At 39.8% G+C, this 20,052-nt stretch carries 20 protein-coding genes and 1 tRNA gene; 3 read left to right on the plus strand and 18 right to left on the minus strand.

Features of this window, described 5'->3' with window-relative positions:
* Positions 1-89: 89 nt before the first annotated feature.
* The 9 genes from T344_RS0110440 to pepF form a co-directional block, all read right to left on the minus strand.
* Positions 90-980 carry a glucosamine-6-phosphate deaminase gene (locus tag T344_RS0110440; RefSeq protein ID WP_051571750.1) on the minus strand — a complete coding sequence of 297 codons (891 nt, stop codon included), beginning with the start codon at positions 978-980 and terminating at the stop codon, positions 90-92.
* Between the two features lie 50 nt (positions 981-1,030).
* A complete protein-coding gene (locus tag T344_RS0110445; RefSeq protein ID WP_027628658.1) occupies positions 1,031-1,864 on the minus strand; it encodes a carbohydrate ABC transporter permease in 834 nt (277 codons plus the stop codon).
* Between the two features lie 9 nt (positions 1,865-1,873).
* Complete coding sequence (locus tag T344_RS0110450; RefSeq protein ID WP_027628659.1) at positions 1,874-2,752, minus strand: carbohydrate ABC transporter permease; 879 nt, start codon at positions 2,750-2,752, stop codon at positions 1,874-1,876.
* A 103-nt stretch (positions 2,753-2,855) separates the two neighbouring features.
* Positions 2,856-4,163, minus strand: a complete 1,308-nt coding sequence (locus T344_RS0110455) for an extracellular solute-binding protein (RefSeq protein WP_027628660.1) — start codon at positions 4,161-4,163, stop codon at positions 2,856-2,858.
* Between the two features lie 91 nt (positions 4,164-4,254).
* Positions 4,255-5,259: an N-acetylglucosamine kinase gene (locus T344_RS0110460; RefSeq protein ID WP_027628661.1), complete on the minus strand. Its 1,005-nt coding sequence runs from the start codon at positions 5,257-5,259 to the stop codon at positions 4,255-4,257.
* A gap of 116 nt (positions 5,260-5,375) precedes the next feature.
* Positions 5,376-6,641 (minus strand): 6-phospho-beta-glucosidase, encoded by a 1,266-nt coding sequence (locus tag T344_RS0110465; protein WP_027628662.1) that lies wholly within the window; start codon positions 6,639-6,641, stop codon positions 5,376-5,378.
* Between the two features lie 143 nt (positions 6,642-6,784).
* On the minus strand, positions 6,785-7,798 hold the full coding sequence (locus T344_RS0110470; RefSeq protein ID WP_027628663.1) for a LacI family DNA-binding transcriptional regulator: 1,014 nt from the start codon (positions 7,796-7,798) through the stop codon (positions 6,785-6,787).
* A gap of 258 nt (positions 7,799-8,056) precedes the next feature.
* Entirely contained in the window at positions 8,057-9,172 is a 1,116-nt protein-coding gene (locus T344_RS0110475; RefSeq protein WP_027628664.1) for an aminopeptidase, read from the minus strand.
* A gap of 77 nt (positions 9,173-9,249) precedes the next feature.
* Positions 9,250-11,055, minus strand: coding sequence for an oligoendopeptidase F (gene pepF, locus T344_RS0110480; RefSeq protein WP_027628665.1), 1,806 nt, complete (start codon positions 11,053-11,055; stop codon positions 9,250-9,252).
* Positions 11,056-11,492: 437 nt separating this feature from the next.
* Here pepF and T344_RS28000 point away from each other — a divergent pair, with 437 nt between their 5' ends.
* The 3 genes from T344_RS28000 to T344_RS0110495 all read left to right on the plus strand — a co-directional run bounded on the left by T344_RS28000 (position 11,493) and on the right by T344_RS0110495 (position 14,067).
* Positions 11,493-12,569, plus strand: coding sequence for an SPFH domain-containing protein (locus T344_RS28000; RefSeq protein ID WP_034861084.1), 1,077 nt, complete (start codon positions 11,493-11,495; stop codon positions 12,567-12,569).
* A gap of 129 nt (positions 12,570-12,698) precedes the next feature.
* Complete coding sequence (locus T344_RS0110490; protein WP_051571752.1) at positions 12,699-13,850, plus strand: TFIIB-type zinc ribbon-containing protein; 1,152 nt, start codon at positions 12,699-12,701, stop codon at positions 13,848-13,850.
* A gap of 140 nt (positions 13,851-13,990) precedes the next feature.
* A tRNA-Arg gene (locus T344_RS0110495) sits at positions 13,991-14,067 on the plus strand.
* Between the two features lie 186 nt (positions 14,068-14,253).
* Here the strand turns inward: T344_RS0110495 and T344_RS0110500 are convergent.
* The 9 genes from T344_RS0110500 to T344_RS0110535 form a co-directional block, all read right to left on the minus strand.
* Entirely contained in the window at positions 14,254-14,577 is a 324-nt protein-coding gene (locus T344_RS0110500) for a hypothetical protein (RefSeq protein ID WP_027628667.1), read from the minus strand.
* A gap of 105 nt (positions 14,578-14,682) precedes the next feature.
* On the minus strand, positions 14,683-15,138 hold the full coding sequence (locus T344_RS0110505; protein ID WP_027628668.1) for a hypothetical protein: 456 nt from the start codon (positions 15,136-15,138) through the stop codon (positions 14,683-14,685).
* Positions 15,139-15,398: 260 nt separating this feature from the next.
* Positions 15,399-15,866, minus strand: a complete 468-nt coding sequence (locus T344_RS0110510; RefSeq protein ID WP_027628669.1) for a phage holin family protein — start codon at positions 15,864-15,866, stop codon at positions 15,399-15,401.
* 1 nt (position 15,867) lies between these two features.
* Positions 15,868-16,554 (minus strand): peptidoglycan recognition protein family protein, encoded by a 687-nt coding sequence (locus tag T344_RS0110515; RefSeq protein ID WP_027628670.1) that lies wholly within the window; start codon positions 16,552-16,554, stop codon positions 15,868-15,870.
* A gap of 208 nt (positions 16,555-16,762) precedes the next feature.
* Positions 16,763-16,966, minus strand: a complete 204-nt coding sequence (locus T344_RS31930; protein ID WP_162178034.1) for an Ig-like domain-containing protein — start codon at positions 16,964-16,966, stop codon at positions 16,763-16,765.
* A 186-nt stretch (positions 16,967-17,152) separates the two neighbouring features.
* Positions 17,153-17,356: a hypothetical protein gene (locus T344_RS0110520; protein WP_027628671.1), complete on the minus strand. Its 204-nt coding sequence runs from the start codon at positions 17,354-17,356 to the stop codon at positions 17,153-17,155.
* Between the two features lie 14 nt (positions 17,357-17,370).
* Positions 17,371-17,493, minus strand: coding sequence for a CD1375 family protein (locus T344_RS31725; protein WP_278246150.1), 123 nt, complete (start codon positions 17,491-17,493; stop codon positions 17,371-17,373).
* Positions 17,493-17,738 (minus strand): hypothetical protein, encoded by a 246-nt coding sequence (locus T344_RS0110530; protein WP_027628672.1) that lies wholly within the window; start codon positions 17,736-17,738, stop codon positions 17,493-17,495. Before T344_RS0110530 ends, T344_RS31725 begins: the two co-directional genes overlap by 1 nt.
* A 98-nt stretch (positions 17,739-17,836) precedes the next feature.
* Positions 17,837-20,050: a hypothetical protein gene (locus T344_RS0110535; protein WP_027628673.1), complete on the minus strand. Its 2,214-nt coding sequence runs from the start codon at positions 20,048-20,050 to the stop codon at positions 17,837-17,839.
* Between the last annotated feature and the right edge of the window lie 2 nt (positions 20,051-20,052).

Raw genomic sequence — 20,052 nt, forward strand, 5'->3', positions numbered from 1 at the left:
ATACAAGAGTAATTCTTGTATATGCAAAAGTAATTCTTGATGGTTTGAAATGATGATAAAGCATCCTTGATGAGGTTTAAAAACCCTATCTATTCGCAACTCACATTCTCAAGGCCTGAGGCCGCATCTCTATCCAAAACCACAATGCCATTATCTAAAAGCTGCATGACGGTGCCTGGTATTTCATAGGATGGTTTGCTTTCATAAACTTTTTTTACTATATCAGCTTTTGCCATCCCTCCCACCTGCAGAATTACCTTCTTTGAGTCAAATATATGACGTACTCCCAGGGTTATCCCTCTTGTCAAATTTGTCGATTTAGAAAAGTATTTTTGCCCAACCTGCTGCGTAACAGTGTCCAGCGTGACTACTTTTGCATAACTGTCAAAAGATTCACCCGGTTCATTTAATCCAAGATGTCCGTTCATACCCAAGCCTAAAAGCATCAAGTCGATTCCGCCGCGGTCAAAAATGTATTTGTCAACGCTGTTACATTCCTCTTCCAGATTTTCGGCATGAATATCAAATAAACGTATTTTGTTTTTGTCAATATTAAGCGGATTGTAAAAATTTTGCAACATGAATGCAGTACAATTTTCAGATTCATCTTTCAGGTCCAGCCACTCGTCCAAGGCCACAAAGTGTGCCTGGCTGAAATCAACTTCACCTGAATCTGCCCGTTCTTTTAATATCTGAAAGGTTCTGGTCGCGCTGCTTCCGGCAGGCAAACACAGAAGTGAATCCGGTTTAGCCTTTAATGACTCACATATGAGATCTGCCGAACATTGAGACATTGCCTCAAAGTCATCGCAGATTATTGTTTTTATTGGTTTTCCCTCAATTTTTGCTCCCAGCTTTATAGAAATGTCTTCCATACAATTGCACAAAGTCCCTTCATCTATACTTTTTACCACACATGCTTCGCAATTTCCACGCACCTTACATGGGATATATGGGCACTTACAGAATTTTAAACTCATAATTTGTTCCTCCATATCACTTTTGATACTTGTACGACCTGATGTCGTACTTAACCTTTTACTGCACCGGCAGCAAGACTTTTCTGCACATTGTCACTTAATAAAATATACATAATAATTGTAGGAATTGTAGCAACTACAAGGCCGGCTCCTATCAACCCCCATTTGGTGGAATATTTACCCACCATATCTAAAACACCCGTAGTAATCGTTTTAAAACTTTCATTGCTTATGAATGTTACAGCCAGCATCATTTCATTCCAGGAAGAAAGAAATGTAAGTATGGCAACCGTGGCCATTGTGGGTGAAAGCAGCGGCATAATTATATTAAAGAATATTTTATAGATATTGGCCCCGTCAATAAATGCCGCTTCTTCCAGTTCCCTTGGAATTCCTTCCAGAGAGCCGACCATAATCAGAATAGACAGTGGCATGGCAAATGCAACATATGGCAAAATCAGCGCAGCATAGGTATTCATAACCGGCTTCAAATTTACAAACAGCGGCAGTAACACCGCATGGATGGGCAGCATCATTCCTACCAGGAACAGTATATATACGGTTTTACTTAAGAACCACTTCAATCGGACAATTGCATAGGTAACCATTGCAGAAAGCAATAATGTAAAAACAATTGTAATGGCTGTTACAATTATACTGTTCATCAGATACTTTGGTATATTGGTTTGATTAAATACATTGGCATAATTGTCCCATCGCCAATCTTTAGGAAGGCCTAGGATATTACCACCGAAAATTTCACTATTTCCCTTCAGAGAAAAAGTCAGCATCCAATAAAGAGGGAACAGCTGTATGACAGCTACTATAATTAATATTACAGTTCTCACTATTCGTGGTTTCTTTTTGTGTGTTTTTAGCTTCATAATTCCCTCCTATACTTCTTGTCTCTTTTTGAATATTTGTTGTATAATCAGCGTCAGAACCAGACATTCAATAATAATGAAAATAGCAATACCGCTTGCATATCCATATTGATTTTTTGAGAAAATTTCAGTATACATGAGCATAGTTGGAACTTCTGTAGAATGAAGCGGTCCGCCTCTTGTCAGTACATAAATTAGATCAAAAGATTTTAATGAACCAATTACAGCAAATATCACACAGGCTTTAATCATTGGTACAATTTGCGGAATAATTATTTTCAGTGCAATCTGCCTGTCATTTGCACCGTCAACCCTTGCCGCTTCAAATATTTCCGGTACAATTGATTTTGCAGCAGAATAAAATAATAGCATATGATAACCGACATACTGCCAAATCATCGGTATAAATACCGCAGCAAGTGCAGTTGATGAATTGGCGAGCCATGCACTCTTAAACTGATCCAATCCAAACATACCTAGAACACTATTCAGCAAACCATAAGTCGGGTGATATACTTTCATCCAGAGTTGAGCAATAATTGTGGACGAAATTATTACCGGTATAAAATAAATTGTTCTGTATGCATTCTCACCTTTGATGCCGGATGCAAGCACCAATGCAAGAACCATAGAAACCGGCAGCTGAATAAACACCGAACTTGCAGCAAGTATAAGTGAATTTACAATTGACTTCAGAAATAACTGATCCTGAAACAAATTTATATAATTTTCCAAGCCGATAAACTTTGATGCTGTAATACCATCCCATTTTAGGAAGCTATAGTACGTTGATTGAAAAATTGGAACTAATGCAATAGCGGCAAACCAAAGTAAGGCGGGAATAACAAAAAAGCAGATCGCCTTCTTGTCCCTTAATGATCTTTCCATTATCATACCTTCTTTCTTAATCTAAATACTGCGCCGATGTCTTTGTAAGGAGGATTGCCGGACCGCGTTTAACGGTCCAGGCTCCTTTTTCCATATATATTTTTTATTTATTGGCTTCCTGCATTTTTTTTGCAAACTCTTCAGGTGTAGCCTTTCCACCAATCAGCGCCTGTAATAAATTATAATGGTTATCTATTGCAGCCCCTGTGAGAAAAGTATCCCATGCCAAAACATATCCTGTAGCATTTTGTGTCAGTTTGTTGATTTGTATTAAAACCGGATTAATTTGGGATTCATCCACATCTCCCTTCCAGGTAGGAATGCTGTCGCCTATTTTATAGCTTTCTTTACACTGATATTCGGTTAAAGCAATAGCAAATTTTACAGCTTCCTCGGGATGCTTTGTATTATTATTTACCATGTAACCATCTATTGCACCGCCCAAATAAGTGTCAGCATCACCCTTGCCGCCATCAACAGTGGGCATAGGCATTACTTTTATTTTTCCTTTTATAGCATTTTCATCCGACTCACAATCAGCTGCCGTCCAACTTCCGCTAAAATACATCGGAACTTCTCCTGCAAAGAATTCCATCTGTGCCTCATCAGCACTGACACCCAGTGTACCCTCCACAAAAGCGCCAGCCTTATTTAAATCTACCAATAACTGTGCTGATTTTATGATTTCAGGTGTATCAAAAGAACCCTCACCGCTTAATGCCATATTACTTGCCTCCACACCTGCTGTTCTCACAGCGAGTGCATTTTGAATCATGCCAATATGCCAGGCATCTTTAGCGCCCAATACCATTGGTGTTATATTTTGGGAACGGAAGGTGTTTACAGCGGTCATCATTTGATCCCAGGTTTCAGGATAAGCAACATTGTTTTTCTCAAATAATTCTGTATTACAGAATAAAATACCTGCCCATTTTTTCAATGGCAATCCGTATACTTTACCATCATATGTGAAATAATCCAATACACCATTCATCAATCTGTCTTTTGTCTTATCGGCTTCTAAATAAGAATCCAGTGGTAAAACGGCTCCCGCAGCAATAAAAGGTTTAGAATATCCTGCACCATATGTCATAAATACATCACCCTGAGAACCATTAGCAGCGGCAACTTTTAATTTTCTCTGTTGATATTCATCCTGTTGGGTTGCATCCACCTGAATTTTGACATTGTTTTCTTTTTCATACTGCTTAACAAACGTATCAATAATAGTAGTTATACTTCCGGTAGGCCAAGTATGCCAAAGAGTTAGTTCTACCGGATCACCTTTTCCCGCAGTGCTATCCGCACTTACACCGGAGTTGGAGTTGGAACTTCCCGTACAGGCTGCCAGAGAAACTGTTGTTATACCTGCCATCAGCAAGCATAAAATTTTTCTACCTAACTTTTTCATAAGATTCAATCCCCTTTGTTTAAATTTATAATCATTCGCTGCTCGAATGTTCAAATATTATTTCGGTCTTGGCCCATAAATCAAAAGCATGTTATCCCTCTTCTTCATCAATCATTCGTTTAATCTTGAATTTATCAGCCGATTTCCCCAAATTATCATAGACCTCTTCCGGAATCACCTTATTCAAACTATCCAGTCCCAATAAAGCTGCCCCCACAATGGGCTCATAAACAGCATCAACAATTTTTGCATTTATAGCATATTTGTGAACTTCAAGGGAAACCGCTTCTCTTAGGATAGGCAGCTTGCACTTAAAAATACTGCCTGACAATATGATATCCACACCCATATTTAACATTGAAAGCTTCTCCATTCCACGAACGGCATACATAGCTATATTTTTTCCGTAGTCGGCAAGCACCTTCAACGCCACAGTATCGTTCTGTGCAGCCGCTTCTTCCAAAATAATCGGAAGGTGCAGATAATCTTTTGAAGTGACTGCGTTAGTCATTTTCCTGTACAACAATTCATCTACGGTATCAACATTAAAATAATCCAGAATCATCCGGGTAAGTTTTGTTTCACCTTTCAGTCCGATATGTGAATCAATGACCGCCCTTATTGTTTTCTTCCCCAGCGAATATCCTCCCTGAAATTCATCATCTATGTAAAACCCATATATGATTTGGTCTCCATTCTCATTCCTGACTGCACAGTTTAACCCTGAACCGGCACATAAGACACATCCGTAGCTTCTTCTTGTGCCTGCACGCATTGCAATAATGCAGTCATTCACAACTATAACCTTTTCGGTAGGAAAAGCCTCCCTGAGTGCTTTTGTCAGCAAAGCCCCTTCAAAATCCCAGTCAACTCCAGTCATACCCGCCGCTATTAGCTCTATCTCCTGAATGGAAATTCCGCTTTGCTCGAGAGCCTGATCAACTGCTTCTTTTACAGCTGTAATTGCATGCGTCATGCCATCTGAAGAGTGGCAGGCTCCATAACTTTTACCCATGCCTAAAACAATCCCGTATTCGTCACTTACAATAGCGTGCGTTTTGCTCGCACCCTGATCTATTCCAATTACATATTTCACGCTATCCTCCATTTCGCCACGACCGCCGGCGACATTAAACAGTAATAAAAGACGCTTGCTGCGTTTACTGCTTGAATCATACAATGTATGCCGTAAATGTATCTTTCTGGCTGCCCCTAAAACTTAAATTGCGGCAGATACATTTTATTTGCTTCCAATAGCTCCGGAATCAGCTTTTCCACCAAGTCATATTCTCTGACAAGAGGATGAGCCAATAGAGCCAGCTTTGCTTTCCTTACATTACCTTCAACTGCTGACTCCACTGCAAGCTGCTCGTAATTTTTTACTGCTGAAATTAGTCCCCAGCACATTTCGGGTATATTAGCTACATTTAAAGGTGAGATGCCCCTTTTATTGACGAGACAGCCTATTTCCACAACTGCAGTATCAGGCAAGAATTTTATTGCACCGTTATTAGGGACATTAACCACCATAGCTGTATCAATATTGTTGTAAATTGCATTTACAAATCCGATGGCAACCTCTGAATATCCGCCGCCGCCTCTTTTTGAAAGTGCTGCCGGTTTTAAGAAGTTATTCTGGTCAGCGTAGGCATCATAGACCTCCTTTTCAAGCAACATTACTTCTTCACCACGGGTACGAGGACGACTCAGTATCTTGTTTACCTTTTCGGAAGTATGATAATAATATTGAAGATAAGGACTTGGAATTACGCCCAGTAATTTTACCAGTTCCAAATCTACGTCAGTATTTTCACCTGCTATTTTGAGAAATTCATCTTCTGTAACCGGACGTCCATCAATTGTAATATTGCTTATAAAATTCATGTGATTGAGTCCGGCATAATCATACTGAACTCTGTCATAAGAAATACCAAGAGATCTTTTCGCCCACATTTTAGGGAAAATGCCTCCCGAACAGAAACCGGCAATATTAGCTTTTGTGCAGCGGGTAACCGCCTCTGTAACCAGTCCTGTCGGATTAGTATAATTGATCAGCCAGCCGGTCGGAGACAATTCTTCCATTTTCCTTGCCACATCCAGCATGACGGGTATTGTTCGCATTGCCTTCATCATTCCGCCTGCACCGGTAGTCTCCTGTCCCACAAGATGGTATTTCAACGGTATCTTTTCATCAAGAACCCTTTGCCGGTTACCCCCAACCCTAATTTGCGTATCTACAAAGTCTGCGCCATACAACGCTTTGTCTAAATCCAATGTTGATTTAATATCAACCTCCATTCCTAAATGCTTTGCAAATCTTTTGCAGAATCCGGTCATTATATCTAGGCGTTCCTCATTGATGTCATAAAGCATAATCTCTCTAACCGGCAATTCCTCTCTCCTTTGGGACAGTTCTTCCAATAGTTCCGGTGTGTAGGAACTTCCAGCTCCTACAATTGTAAATTTAATGTCACTCATAGTCTTGCTTTGCCTCCAATATGAAATAATTTTTGTGTAACGATACACATTTTCTTTTAAGTTAATTCCTATCAGTTAAAACCAATAGGAATCTCATTATGAAAAAGATTAAATGCTGATTTGACCCTTTAATATATCTCTCTTTATTCTTTTGTAGTCTCTCGGATAATCAGTTCTGGGTAATACAACAGTTTTTGTTTTTCCGGTGTTATATGATTAATATCTGAAATCAGCATGGTTACCGCTGATTCGCCCATTTTATACAGCGGCTGGCTTAGAGTAGTTAATTTCTTTAATTTTCTATCAATATCATGAGGCTTATCATTGTCAAAGCCAACAATTTTAATGTCTTCAGGAATTCTGATTGAGTAATCCTCAAGGGCCATCATACCACCAAAAGCAGTGGTATCAGCACCAAAATAAAATGCATCCGGCAGCTGGCCTCTTCCGTTTTTTTCTATAAACGCTTTTACAGCCTCATATCCTGATTCTACAGAAAAATCTGCCATCAATATCATATTACTATTTACAGTAAACCCCTTGTTCTGCATGGCTTTTATGTAACCATCCCGCCTGTCTACAGAAGCTTTTATGGTCATATCTCCTGTAACATGGTATATATTTCGGCAACCAATTTCAACCAAATGCTCAATAGCCAGCTTGGAACCAAAAGCATTGTCTACTACAACGTTGTTTATATTAACACCTTCCACTTCATTTTCCACCACTATAAATGGAAAATTAGATACAGAAAGCTCTTTAATCAATTTTTCATCACTCAGACTGCTGCCGTAAATTATGACTCCATCCGCCCGTCCTTGAGATAAGAATTTTATGTACTTACTTTTCAGTTCCATACTATTCCTGCCGCTGCAGAATATAACATCATAATCTGATTTTGTAATCGAATGCTCTATTCCCTTAATTAAATCAAAGAAATAAGGCTCGCACAAATTATCAAGAACAACTCCAATGATATGCGTTTTCTGTAACACCAGAGAACGCGCAATTGCATTAGGTGTGTAGTTTAATTCTTTCATTGCAGACAGTATTTTTTCTTTGGATTTGTCACTGACACCTTTTTGACCATTAATCACACGTGATACTAATGTCTTGGAAACACCGGCCAATTCTGCAACATCATATAAGCTAGACATAGTGACCTCCAGTCCAATGTTTATCGATACACATATCATATTAGAATATTTTTGCTTTGTCAATAGAATTTAATGTATTTATAAAATCTATCATTGATCAACTGTTTATGAGAGTTCAAAATTAGATAAAAACAGCAAAACGGCATAGCCAAAACTGACTATGCTGTGTGCTGTACACATATTTCCTTATTGTGTCGTGCCTTTGAGACAAACTATTGCTATTTCCATTTGATCAAAACCTTTCAGCTCAGCGATTGTTTACTTCAAATTCTCCGGGTTCAGTCCCTGCAATTCCCCGGGTACAAAGAGTCCGTCCTTTCTGATGAGCTTGTCGTCAAACCAGATCTCTCCTCCGCCGTATTCCGGTCTCTGAATAAATACCAGATCCCAATGGATAGAGGATTTGTTTCCGTTTGGAGCATCTTCATAGCAGCTCCCGGGGGTAAAGTGGATACTGCCCCTTATCTTTTCATCAAAGAGAGTGTCCTTCATTGGCGTTTCAATGAACGGATTCACCCCTATTGCAAACTCTCCGATATATCTGGCCGATTCGTCGGTATCAAGTATCTCATTTACACGTTCGGTATTATTGGCTGTTGCTTTGATTATTTTGCCGTTCTTAAACTCAAAGCATATATTCTCAAAGGTTACTCCCTGGTAAACGGCTGGGCAGTTGTAGGTTATAACTCCATTGACCGAATCCCTCACCGGCGCCGTGTAAACCTCCCCGTCAGGAATATTCAGCTTTCCGTCGCATTTGATTGCGGGGATACCTTTGATTGAGAAGGTCAAATCGCTACCCTTGCCTGTGATTCTCACCCGGTCTGTGGCTTCCATCATTTTTACCAATGGGTCCATTGCGGCAGACATCTTCCTGTAGTCCAGGTTGCAGACATCGAAATAGAAATCCTCGAAGTATTCCGTGGGCATATTGGCCAGCTGTGCCATTGAATGGCTGGGATATCTCATAACAACCCATCTGGTGTGGTTTACCCTCTGTTCCGAATGGACCGGCTTATTAAAGAGTGACATGTAAATCTTCATCTTCTCAGATGGAACAGTCCCCTTCTCACTGACGTTATCACCCGATCTGATTCCGATATATGCATCCATGTCCTTCATGCGTGCCAGCTCGTATCGGGCCATATCCTCCATCTGTTCCTCGGTGCACTGTTCCAAAAGCACTCTCTCCAGCTCCGGGTTTTTGACCGTGAGGTATGGTATCCCTCCAACCTTGTAAGCCTCACGAATCAGAGCTCTTGACAGAGGTACCTCATTACCTATATTTTCAATGAGAATCTTTTCTCCGGGTTTTAATCCGCAGGAGTAATTTATAAGATTCTCTGCAAGTTTTTCTATACGCGGATCCTTCATGTTATTTCCTCCAAATTAATAATAAATTTGTTCACTAAATACACTGAATATAAATTTAATAAATCTATAAATATCAATTATTTTAAGAGCTCTTCCAGCTCATCCAGTGTCTTTTCAAACACATTCAGGGCATCCTGGATAGGCTGTGGAGTTGAAAGATCCACACCGGCAATTTTTAACAGCTCCAGAGGATAATTTGATCCGCCGCTCTTCAGGAATTCCAGGTATTTATCAACTGCCGGCTTTCCTTCGGTAAGGATCTTTTCTGCTATGGCTGTTGCCGAGGAGAAACCCGTAGCATATTTATATACATAGAAGCTGCTGTAGAAATGAGGTATCCTGGACCATTCCATTGCTATGTCCTCGTCAACGGTTACAGCTTCACCGAAGTATTTTTTGTTGAGGCCGTAATAAATGTCGCTGAGCTCCTGGGCATTCAGAGCCTCTCCCTGTTCAACCTTTTCATGTATGATTTTCTCAAACTCGGCAAACATCACCTGTCTGAATACAGTTCCTCTGAATTCCTCCAGGTAGTGGTTCAATAAATACGCCTTCTCCTGTTTGCTTGAAGCTCTGGGCAGCAGGTATCTCATAAGAAGTGATTCATTTACCGTTGAAGCCACTTCAGCAACAAATATTTTGTACTCCGAATACACATAGGGCTGGGTCATATTGGTATAGTAGGAGTGAAGCGCATGGCCCATCTCATGTGCCAGCGTGAATACATCGTTTATTTTATTCTGGTAGTTGAGCAGAACATAGGGATGTGTCTTGTAAGCACCCCACGCATATGCACCGCTGGTCTTGCCTTCATTTTCATACACATCTATCCATGCCGAGTTCATTCCCTTTTGCAGATATCCTATATATTCCTCACCCAAGGGCTTCAATGCCTCGGCTACTATTGTCCTGGCCTCTTCATAGGGTATCTTCTTGTCAAATTCCTCAACCATGGGAACATATAGATCATACATGTGAAGCTCTTCCAGCTTCAGGACTTTTTTACGCAGCTTCAGGTATCTGTCCAGCAAGGGCAGGTTTTTATTGACTGTATCTATGAGCGTTGTATAAACATCCACCGGAATATTGTCATTGTCCAGCGAGGCCTCCAACGCAGAGGGATATTTGCGTACAAGCGAATAGAACCTGTTTTTCTTGACATTGCCTGTAAGAGAGGCCGCCAATGTGTTTTTCATCTTTTTATATGAACTGTAAACAGCTTCAAAGGCATCTTTTCTCACCCTTCTGTCCTTGCTCTCCAGAAATGCGTTGTATCTTCCCTTGGTTACCTCGATCTCTTCCCCCTCTTCATCCTTTATGTAGGGGAATTTGATGTCGGCGTTATTGAACATTGTAAACACATCTCCGCCAATATCAGATATTTCAGCCGACATGGCCAGTATCTGTTCTTCCTTTTCGGATAAGATGTGCTCCTTCTGCCTTAAATTCTCTTTAATCGAAAACATATAGACAGACAGTTCCTTATCAGAGTTTACATATGAAAGCAGTGTCTCCTCGGGAATACTGAGCATTTCGGGCACTATATAGGAAATAGCCGCAAAAACTTCCGTTGCAAGGGAGGATGCTCTGTCGGTCAGAGCCTGATAGGTGGCATCCCCGTTATTTTCATCCCTCTTCATTCTGGCATAGACAAAAACCTTATCATTCAAAGATAACAGTTCATCACTTTTTTTGAAGCATTCCAGCAGTCTTTGTGCACTCTCTGCCAGCTTGCCCTGCAGGCCCTTTATCTGCTCCGCCAGTTCCTTTACCTTTTTGAAGTCCTGCTCCCATAAGGAGTTATCGCTATAAATATCCTCCAGCTTCCATTTGAATTTGGAGTCGATATCCTGCCTCTTTGGTAATGCTTTGTTTGAAGCCATATTTACTACCTCCGTCTTATTAATTTACTGTGTTTTACACACGCAAAAATTTAAATCCCTTTCAAATAAACTCAAATACTAGTTTCTCATTTTTTCTAAAAAAACTTGCATATACGTGTTTGAGAAATCATTTATATTTAATTATTATAGAACAACGGTGGATTATTTTCCACGGATTTCCTTAAAAATAACTCGTTATACCGGCTAATTCTGCTTTCAACACCCTATAACTTTCAAATAAGTCTTTCCAATCAGGTTCCCTTTATTACAATTGCCATTTATTATCGGAACAGCCATAAATTAAAATGCGACAAAAGCGTTAATTTATCTGTTAAATATCACAAATTAAAGAATTTATGTTAAAGTATAAGAGTAAATGTTCTTTTAACTTTGGACACCAACAACAATTTGAATTAATTAAATATCCGGAGGTTACTATGGGTTTATTTGATTTCATCAAGTCTCAATTTATAGAAGTAATAGAATGGACCGATAACAGCTCAAATGTTATGGTATATCGGTTCCCTGTTGAAAATAAGGAAATTAAAATGGGGGCTCAGCTCACCGTCAGAGAGTCGCAAATGGCAGTTTTTGTTGACGAAGGCCAGCTTACAGATGTTTTTACTCCTGGAAGCTATACTCTTGATACCCGGAATCTGCCCCTGCTTACCAAGCTTAAGTCCTGGAAGTACGGTTTCAATTCTCCTTTTAAATCAGAGGTATATTTTGTTAATACCAGGCAGTTTACAAATTGCAAATGGGGAACTACAAACCCTGTAATGATGAGAGATGCTGAATTCGGAATGCTGCGTATGAGAATGTTCGGCACTTATTCCTTCAAGGTGGTTGACCCATCGGTCTTCCTCAGAGAAGTTTTTGGAACTGCAAGTTTATTTACCGTCGAAGGGATCACCGGACAGCTTAAAAGCAAGATTGTTTCAGGTATCTCCGATCTGCTGGCCGAGGCGGCTGTTCCGGCCCTGGATCTGGCTTCAAAATATGATGAAATAGCTGCAATGTCCAGGAATAAGCTGGATAGTGGCTTTACAGAACTGGGCCTGACTCTGTCGTCACTTGTTATTGAAAACATTTCACTTCCCGAAGAAGTGGAAAAAGTGCTTGATAAGCGTACTTCAATGGGGATCATAGGCGACAGCCTGAATCAATATACTAAATATCAGGCAGCTGAATCCATAAGGGATGCCGCCCAAAATTCCGGCGGAGCTGCCGGTGCAGGTGTGGGGCTTGGAGCAGGAATGGGTCTGGGCAATATGTTTGCAGAAGCCTTTTCGGCAGGACAGCAAAAGCCTGCTGAACCAAAAGCTGCCGCACACACCCAGGAGCCCGGCACCGTAAAATGCTCTGCCTGCGGTGCTCAGCTTACGGCACAGGCAAAATTCTGCCTGGAGTGCGGAACCAAGGTACCACCCGCTTTTATTAAATGCGCAGGCTGCGGAAATGAGCTGCCGGGCGGCAGCAAGTTCTGTCCTGAATGCGGTCAGAAACAGCAATAGATATACAGATACTCCGGATCCATGATATCCGTTACCAAAGTCAATTATGTTTGAAAGCCGAAAGCTTCCAAACATAATTGACTTCAGGAATAACTGAATCCAGGCCCTTACAAATACGAGGTCACATATATGAGCGAACTAAATACCGGCAAGTCCGGCTCACGAATAAATGAGGAGGGTGTGCCCCAAACATCGGCCACCTCTTTTAAATGCCCCTCCTGCGGAGGGGTAATGGTTTTTGACCCAGAGTCCCAGAACCTGAAATGTGAATACTGCAAACATGTAATCAGCATGGAGGATACCCGTCAGCACCCCACTGCTTACGGGTTTGACAATGACCTTGAACTGGAGCCGCAGGTGTGGGGTGAAAAAAGCCATGCCGTGAAGTGCAGAAACTGTGGTGCCGAAACGGTGTTTGATGCCTTCATCGTGGCTGACAGGTGCCCTTTCTGCGGCAACAGCAACATCCAGGAAGAGGTGATTACCACAGGCATAATGCCCGAAGGTATCATTCCCTTTAAAATTAAATATGAAGCTGCCGTCGGTCTATACAGAAAGTGGCTGAAGGGAAAATGGCTGGCGCCGTCAAAACTCAGGAAGGGTGTCAACAGCCAGAATGTCCAGCTTACCGGCATGTATGTTCCCTGCTGGTCCTTTGATGCCGATACAAGCTCCTTTTATACGGCTATGGCCGGAGAACATTACTGGGTCACCGTGTACAGGACAGAGGTCCGGGACGGCAAGACAGAGCAGGTGGCACACCAGGAAATGCGTACCCGTTGGTATCCCGTATCGGGCCAGTATGTGGAGGACTTCAGAAATTATGTAGTGGACTCCTCAGTCCATATTGATGATGCCATGTACGCCCGAATCCTGCCCTATAATATGGAGGAACTGACCCCGTACAAGCCCGAATACCTTTCCGGGTTTAAAGCTGAGCGTTATTCCGTAGATCTTAAAACCGGTTGGGAAACGGCGAAGGAACGGCTCTCCGGCTTTATTGCGCGAGGTATAGAGGCGCAGATCAATGCTGATGAAGTAAGAGATATACGGTTTAAAACAGCCTATGACAATAAGAAATACAAACATATCCTGCTGCCGCTGTGGTTCTCCTCCTTTAAATACAAAGATAAGAACTATGGCTATATGATCAATGGCCAAACCGGCAGGGTTGACGGAAAGTCTCCGTTGTCCCCGTGGAAAGTAGCCTTTCTGACTGCAGGTATTGTTGCTTTAACGGTTTTAGGCTATTATCTGATAAGTATGTACACCGGCAGATAGGTATAAATTAAAGTATTGTACCGGTTAATTTTGCTCTTATCTTGCAGATAAACTTGCAGGTAAATAGGAATTATCCCTTAACCCGTTGACTTTTTCACCATTCGTGATATAATGTTAAAACGTCGGAAAGTTTATTATACGCGCCCGTAGCTCAGTAGGATAGAGCGTCGGTTTCCTAAACCGCAGGTCGCACGTTCGAATCGTGTCGGGCGTACCAGACAAAGCCGCTTGGCTGTAGAAATACAGTAAGCGGTATTTTTATTTTAAAAATCTTTGGATACCACTTTTTTGGGTTACATAATTTTTGCAATGATTATAAAATAAACTCCCCTGGTTTTCAATCCCAGAGGAGCACTGTTACTATGTTCATATTATTTATTTTCTTAAGATTTAAAAATTTTTATTAAAGTATACGTATAATAGATATTACTGTCATGGCTATAGCAATGCCCAGCATTATTTTTCCCTGCTTCCTTGACGATTCATCATACTTGTATTGCGATTTATCTTGTTTATTTTTGCTGAAAGTAATAATGCATGCAATGACTATACCTAACCATCCCCCCAGGATAGAACATATCCAGCCTATTACCAGTAATGGCGTTGAAGGTTTTTCGGCTGTCACTGCAGAATAAGAATCCACTACTGTTGATGTTCCGAAATCATATCCGCAATTACACCTTACAGCTCCTTCAGGATTATCAATATTGCAATTTGGACATATCATATAGTTTGACCCCCTTAATATTTATACCTACAATCTAACATCGCCACCATAAAATTACAACATTTTTCTATATAATTTTTATAAATTGATACTAGAGACCTATAATCAATCTATCCGTTCTTTTACATGGACCTTATTTAATATATACCTTTTAAATAGCAATCCTTGTGTTATACCAAATCCAATAGCCCCTATCAAGTGAGTATAGTAAGCCTTCAACTCCCTTAAGGGTATTGTTTTCCCTTCTACTATCAGAGTAATTAATATCTCAATGATAATCCAAGCTACAATACCGGTTATTACAGATTTCAACAAAATGTACTTTCCTCCGGTTTCTTTAACCAATTTAAAAAGTACAGCTGATATTATCACACCAATTGAACCTTCTATAACAAACCCTAAAGGCACTGTTGGTCTATTTAATGTTACAATAAGGCTGGTTAGTTCGTAATCGCTGTGATTTGCCAATCCGGTCAGTTTTCCTATCCATGTTATCATTTCAGATATAATTGTGGAAAATACCCCGATCATTCCTAATATAAGTGTTTTATCCTCTTTCAATGTTAAAACCTCCGAATTGATTAATAACTTGCAAATTTGAATTAAAAATCATATATAGTTTAAATAAAATTTAATATTTAATGCATTTTTATTCATTCAACATACCAATCTTGAATAAGATGTTTGGATACCAGTTATTTGATATCTTAAGTTATTATTTGGTATCAAAAATTAATTTTTCTTTTACCCTTTCAAGGTGACTGCCTTTGGTGCTTTATCGGAAAAAAGTTGTGTTAGGCCTGCTTCCTATAGGTTTGCCATTATTTATTTTCTGTGGTTTTCTCTCCTGCTGCATCGACACTCTCTTTTAAAAGTGCAATAGCTCTTTGTAAAAAAACCGGTACAGGAGCTCCCATCCTGCCGGCATTTTCAATTATACTTCCAAGTTCGGTAAGTATGTACCATACTATAACTATTGGACTTAAAAGAACCGTGTAGGTGAACGGCAGTGAGACACTTGGTATATTATTTATCATATTGCCAATTACGGCATCAAGTATTAACGTTACTAAAACAGCTATGATACTGCCTGTTTTATGCCATATGCCCTCACGTGCAATCTTGCTTTCCCACTCTCCTCTTTTCCAGGCTGCCATAGATCCTGTTATCCAGTCCACAGACATGCACACAACAAAAGTTATAACCAACCAGCCGAACCAACCCAACAGTGCTGAAACACTTGTTAATAGCGCAATAATAGAAGCCTTATAAGAATTAATCTTTTCCATATCATTCACCCCCAAACGCTTTTGCAACTTTTATAATCAGTGCGGAAAATGCCGGATCTATGTCCTTTCTTTTCAGCCAGTATTGGTATACCGTATTTATCTTCTTTGAAACAACTTCCAATGCCTGCTCAAATGTCAGAGGTTCTTCCATTGCCGCTTTTATCAGGGGTATAAAATTTTTCTCTGCAGCTGTCCTGCTATTACCTCCGAACCATTTCAATCCCGGACACGACGTGTTTTGTACCCAGCAATGATATATAAGTGTTGAAATGGAAGGAACTATATTAAACTTTTTACAGAGAAGTGCATTGAGCAATATTATACTTTGCTTTTGCTCCTCAGTCATAATGTTTGAATCAAAGTTCCCGACGTTCTCAATAGTTATTGAATCCTTGTTAAGAGGACTCAGGAAGCCTCCGCCATCTTTTGTAAGCGGCCTGCCTACACATATGCTTCCATCGGGGAATGTACTGAAGTGTTGGGCTACTTCACTCATTTTGAGCATGTTGACATGATAGTTTTCCATGCCCTTCATTAGCTGAAAATGGTTGTTTTTAACGTCTTTATATGCCGGGCTGGCTGTGTGATGCTGTTGAATTGTTTTAAAGGCCTTGGTTCCCTTTAGCCCTTCAATGTAAATCCTGAATTCATCCCGGTTCATTAAAATGAATTTGCCTTCTTGTTTCATTTGTCTCACCCTTTCATGTTTTTTGTAATATAAAAGGACTAGCCATTTCTGAGTAGTCCTTTGGTTTAAAAAATAATTTATTTAGTTAGGACTATAATTCTTACAGCCTTACCCTTACGTAAATCCGTCCTATTTCATTGCCGTCTTTATCACTTGCAACTACATATGTCTATGCTTAAATCAGCTGCAAGCTGATATTCTAAATCTACTACCAGGACATTGATTGATTCGGTATATGAATATCCTTACTTGTACAGGTAATTATCGTGTTCCCTGGTTTTAATGCTTTAACCTTGTCATTTGCATCAATTGTGGCTATTGAAGGAGCAGAAGATATCAAATTCATATTAGCATTATCACTTAATTCATCACTTACGCTTAGTTGTTTTTCTTGATTTACCTCAAGAACCAATTTTAATTGATTAGTTTGTTGTGGGGCTGTTGGAGTGGCCGAAACTTCATTTAAATTAGGGCCCTCTCTTTCATTTGTAATAGCATTTATAACCTAATCCATATCAAGATAAGTCTGATATTTTATGTAGACTAATAGTATAATTAGAAGGTTATATAATAAAAGAGAACCTTTTACAGTCCTCTTTTATCCTTGCACCAAAGGCTTGCCGTAACCGTCCAGGCCTATTGCGTTAAGTCCTGCTAAAACAGCCGGTCTTAATACCGCTGGTACTGTGTCAATAGTACGGTCCGTAATGTCGGTATTGACTATTAGTGCTATGTATACGTCTACCATAAAGCTCCCTCCTTTCAATAGAATGGCCCAGGCTATTTTTAGCCTTGTTATCATAAAAGTACCTCCTGTTACTTAGGTATTGTTGTTGCATCACGATCAAGCATTTCCTGGACATCTTTTTTAAGGTGCTCCGGCACTGTATCAAAAGTCCTTAATCCGTTTTTAACCAGGTTATAGTAAACTTCTGCCATTAATGAGTACCTCCAATTTGTAGAGCAATAAATTTTTCGTATACTTCTGCTAAAGCGTTCATCAAGATTAAGGACTTTCTCAAATTATCCGATCGAGCAGTTTCCAATTGTGCCTTTAGCTGCAATACCTGTTGTTCCAGCGGTGCGTTTGGGTTTGGCATATCCTCATATACGGCTATATGGGGCGTTTTTGTAACATCAATTCTTGTTAAATATTTGCCTGCCGGAGTCTCATTTAGTATCAAAAAAGGAACCCCTACCGGTTCCCTTAAATTGCTACCCCGAGACTGGCTTATTATAAAACCTGTATTATCGTAAATTACTAATGTTGCATAAAATCCTCCTATTCATATGCTTCCCAAACATAAGTATGAGTTGCTCCCGTAGCAACAGGCAATGTAAAACCTGTTGAAGTTATTGAAACCGGTGCTACATCACCCTTAATACTATAATTAACGTTATTATTGAAACCATTGTAATACTTAGTTATTCTAACTACTTTGGGGTAATCTACTTGATAATCTATTTGATCAGAACCCTCCTCATATGTTGAGTAATATGCCTGTCCTGAGACAATAGTTTTTAATACTATTTTTGTGGGTTTAAATGTTAAACCTGATATAGTAAAAGGATAAAACCACGTCCCTGTTGAACCATTTAAATCTGTAAACGGAACAGCTTCAGGAGAAGTATATACTATTGTACCTTTAGTCCACCGCTTGCCTGAAAACGACCCTACTAAACCAAATATACTTTTACCACTCACTATATTTGCAGCTATAAAATTTGGATCTGTTGCGGCGATAGAGCCATATCCGCTTCCATTAACTTCTGACTTATAATATCCCTCTTTGGGCCTAAGGGTTAATGTCCCATCATTATAAGCTTTCACCTCTTCTACCCATGTAGGCCCTCCTACTGCTTCAAGTGTTCTATTTGGTATACTTCCTGCCAATCTCCAACCACTCGCATATGCTATCTTATTTGATAAAATATCTCTTGAAACAGCATCTGCATCACTAATTAATAAAGGCAAATCACTATCCCACCAATCATACTTCATGTATGATCTATATGCTACTGGCGCAGTTGTACCTTCTATAATCATTATAGAATCAAAATAAGCTATATTGGTGTCTACTGACCCAGAATGTAATAATATTGCTATCTCAGAATTAATTCCCGAATTAAATGTACCAACACCAGTTTTTAATATAGTAGCTATATTAGAATCAAATACATATAAAACGCCACCAACACCTGAAACATTTCCCGATATATAATAATCAGTATTTGGCTTTACTTTTACGTATTGTCTAACATATCTAGTAGTCGATGTTGAAGATATTTTGAATCTACCATTCTCTACACTAAAAGTGGTTCTTGCTGGGTCACTATTTAGCCAACTCCCAACACCTTCTTCGCAATTACCATTTCTAATCATATTCGTGAAAGTACCCACATTAACGTTCATTTCTTCTTTGGTGGGCTCATTACCTACTCCATATGCATCGGTAAGGTCAATTGCCATTATGGAATCAACATATCCACTAGCTATAGTGTTATAAGAATATATCCTGAGCCTTACTTTAGTATTACCGGCGGGAAGATTGGCAATCATACTAATACGTTGCCACTGATTCAATAATGTCGGATTTACATAAACAGCTCCATAGCTTTCAGTCCCTTCAGGATTAGATGGAGTTATATAGAACCCATTCACACCAGCGCAGGATGTAAGATACACCATACAAGTCATATATACTTTATGACCGCCGGGCATGGTAATATCCTGAAACATATAACAATATTGTGAACCATTATTATTAAAAATTACTGACTTTGTACCACTATAAATTTTACCAGTACTTATACTTACAAGGTTCCAACCCCAGCAATTAAAATCATTCTCAAAACTTCCATTCTTAACTAAATTAGGTAACTTAGGTATCTCACCTCCTTCACCCTGTAATATAAAATTTCCTGATGTTGTATTGTATTTAAGCGAATAGGTACCGTTCAACCTGAGCTTACCCTCCGTAAGAGCACTTCCCTTACCATCAACCATAGGCTTTGCTCCAAGACCATTGACATTGATTGTCGCAGATCCTGTATTGGCTACATTGATTTTTACTACTATGCCCATTCCATCTATGTAGGATGTCGGTGCGGGGCTTAATGTCACAGCATATGTATTGGCACTTCCTGTTGCTACTGCATACCCGGGCTGCCTCACATAATCAGATAAATGCGATTGAACCGCATCATATGATGCGACACCTCCAGCAGTGTTAAAATCCTTCTCTGCTGCTCCCTTCAGTCCAAGCAAGGACTTAATTTCATCAACAGTTTTTACAACAAACTGTCCTACCGCAGATGACAGCAGGAACTGATTTGCAGCTGTCGCCAAGGACTTGCTGATCTTTCCGTCGGCCTTATCACTTACATTTTTCAGGCCGCTGTCAATTATGTCCATATTTTGATTGATTACTTCAATATCGGCAGTCTCATTGAGGCCGGGTTTTACAAGGTTATAATTGGTTGTGTTTGTCGACATTT

The organism is Ruminiclostridium cellobioparum DSM 1351 = ATCC 15832 (assembly GCF_000621505.1).
Classification (GTDB): domain Bacteria; phylum Bacillota; class Clostridia; order Acetivibrionales; family DSM-1351; genus Ruminiclostridium; species Ruminiclostridium cellobioparum.

Excerpts from the sequence above, each read along its gene's own strand:
- T344_RS0110490 (WP_051571752.1), top strand. The coding sequence starts at position 12,699 with ATGAGCGAACTAAATACCGGCAAGTCCGGCTCACGAATAAATGAGGAG.
- T344_RS0110520 (WP_027628671.1), bottom strand. The coding sequence starts at position 17,356 with ATGATAACAAGGCTAAAAATAGCCTGGGCCATTCTATTGAAAGGAGGG.
- T344_RS0110470 (WP_027628663.1), bottom strand. The coding sequence starts at position 7,798 with ATGTCTAGCTTATATGATGTTGCAGAATTGGCCGGTGTTTCCAAGACA.
- T344_RS0110455 (WP_027628660.1), bottom strand. The coding sequence starts at position 4,163 with ATGAAAAAGTTAGGTAGAAAAATTTTATGCTTGCTGATGGCAGGTATA.
- T344_RS0110440 (WP_051571750.1), bottom strand. The coding sequence starts at position 980 with ATGAGTTTAAAATTCTGTAAGTGCCCATATATCCCATGTAAGGTGCGT.
- T344_RS0110450 (WP_027628659.1), bottom strand. The coding sequence starts at position 2,752 with ATGGAAAGATCATTAAGGGACAAGAAGGCGATCTGCTTTTTTGTTATT.
- T344_RS0110535 (WP_027628673.1), bottom strand. The coding sequence starts at position 20,050 with ATGTCGACAAACACAACCAATTATAACCTTGTAAAACCCGGCCTCAAT.
- pepF (WP_027628665.1), bottom strand. The coding sequence starts at position 11,055 with ATGGCTTCAAACAAAGCATTACCAAAGAGGCAGGATATCGACTCCAAA.
- T344_RS0110510 (WP_027628669.1), bottom strand. The coding sequence starts at position 15,866 with ATGGAAAAGATTAATTCTTATAAGGCTTCTATTATTGCGCTATTAACA.
- T344_RS28000 (WP_034861084.1), top strand. The coding sequence starts at position 11,493 with ATGGGTTTATTTGATTTCATCAAGTCTCAATTTATAGAAGTAATAGAA.
- T344_RS0110465 (WP_027628662.1), bottom strand. The coding sequence starts at position 6,641 with ATGAGTGACATTAAATTTACAATTGTAGGAGCTGGAAGTTCCTACACA.
- T344_RS0110475 (WP_027628664.1), bottom strand. The coding sequence starts at position 9,172 with ATGAAGGATCCGCGTATAGAAAAACTTGCAGAGAATCTTATAAATTAC.
- T344_RS31725 (WP_278246150.1), bottom strand. The coding sequence starts at position 17,493 with ATGGCAGAAGTTTACTATAACCTGGTTAAAAACGGATTAAGGACTTTT.
- T344_RS0110515 (WP_027628670.1), bottom strand. The coding sequence starts at position 16,554 with ATGAAACAAGAAGGCAAATTCATTTTAATGAACCGGGATGAATTCAGG.
- T344_RS0110500 (WP_027628667.1), bottom strand. The coding sequence starts at position 14,577 with ATGATATGTCCAAATTGCAATATTGATAATCCTGAAGGAGCTGTAAGG.
- T344_RS0110445 (WP_027628658.1), bottom strand. The coding sequence starts at position 1,864 with ATGAAGCTAAAAACACACAAAAAGAAACCACGAATAGTGAGAACTGTA.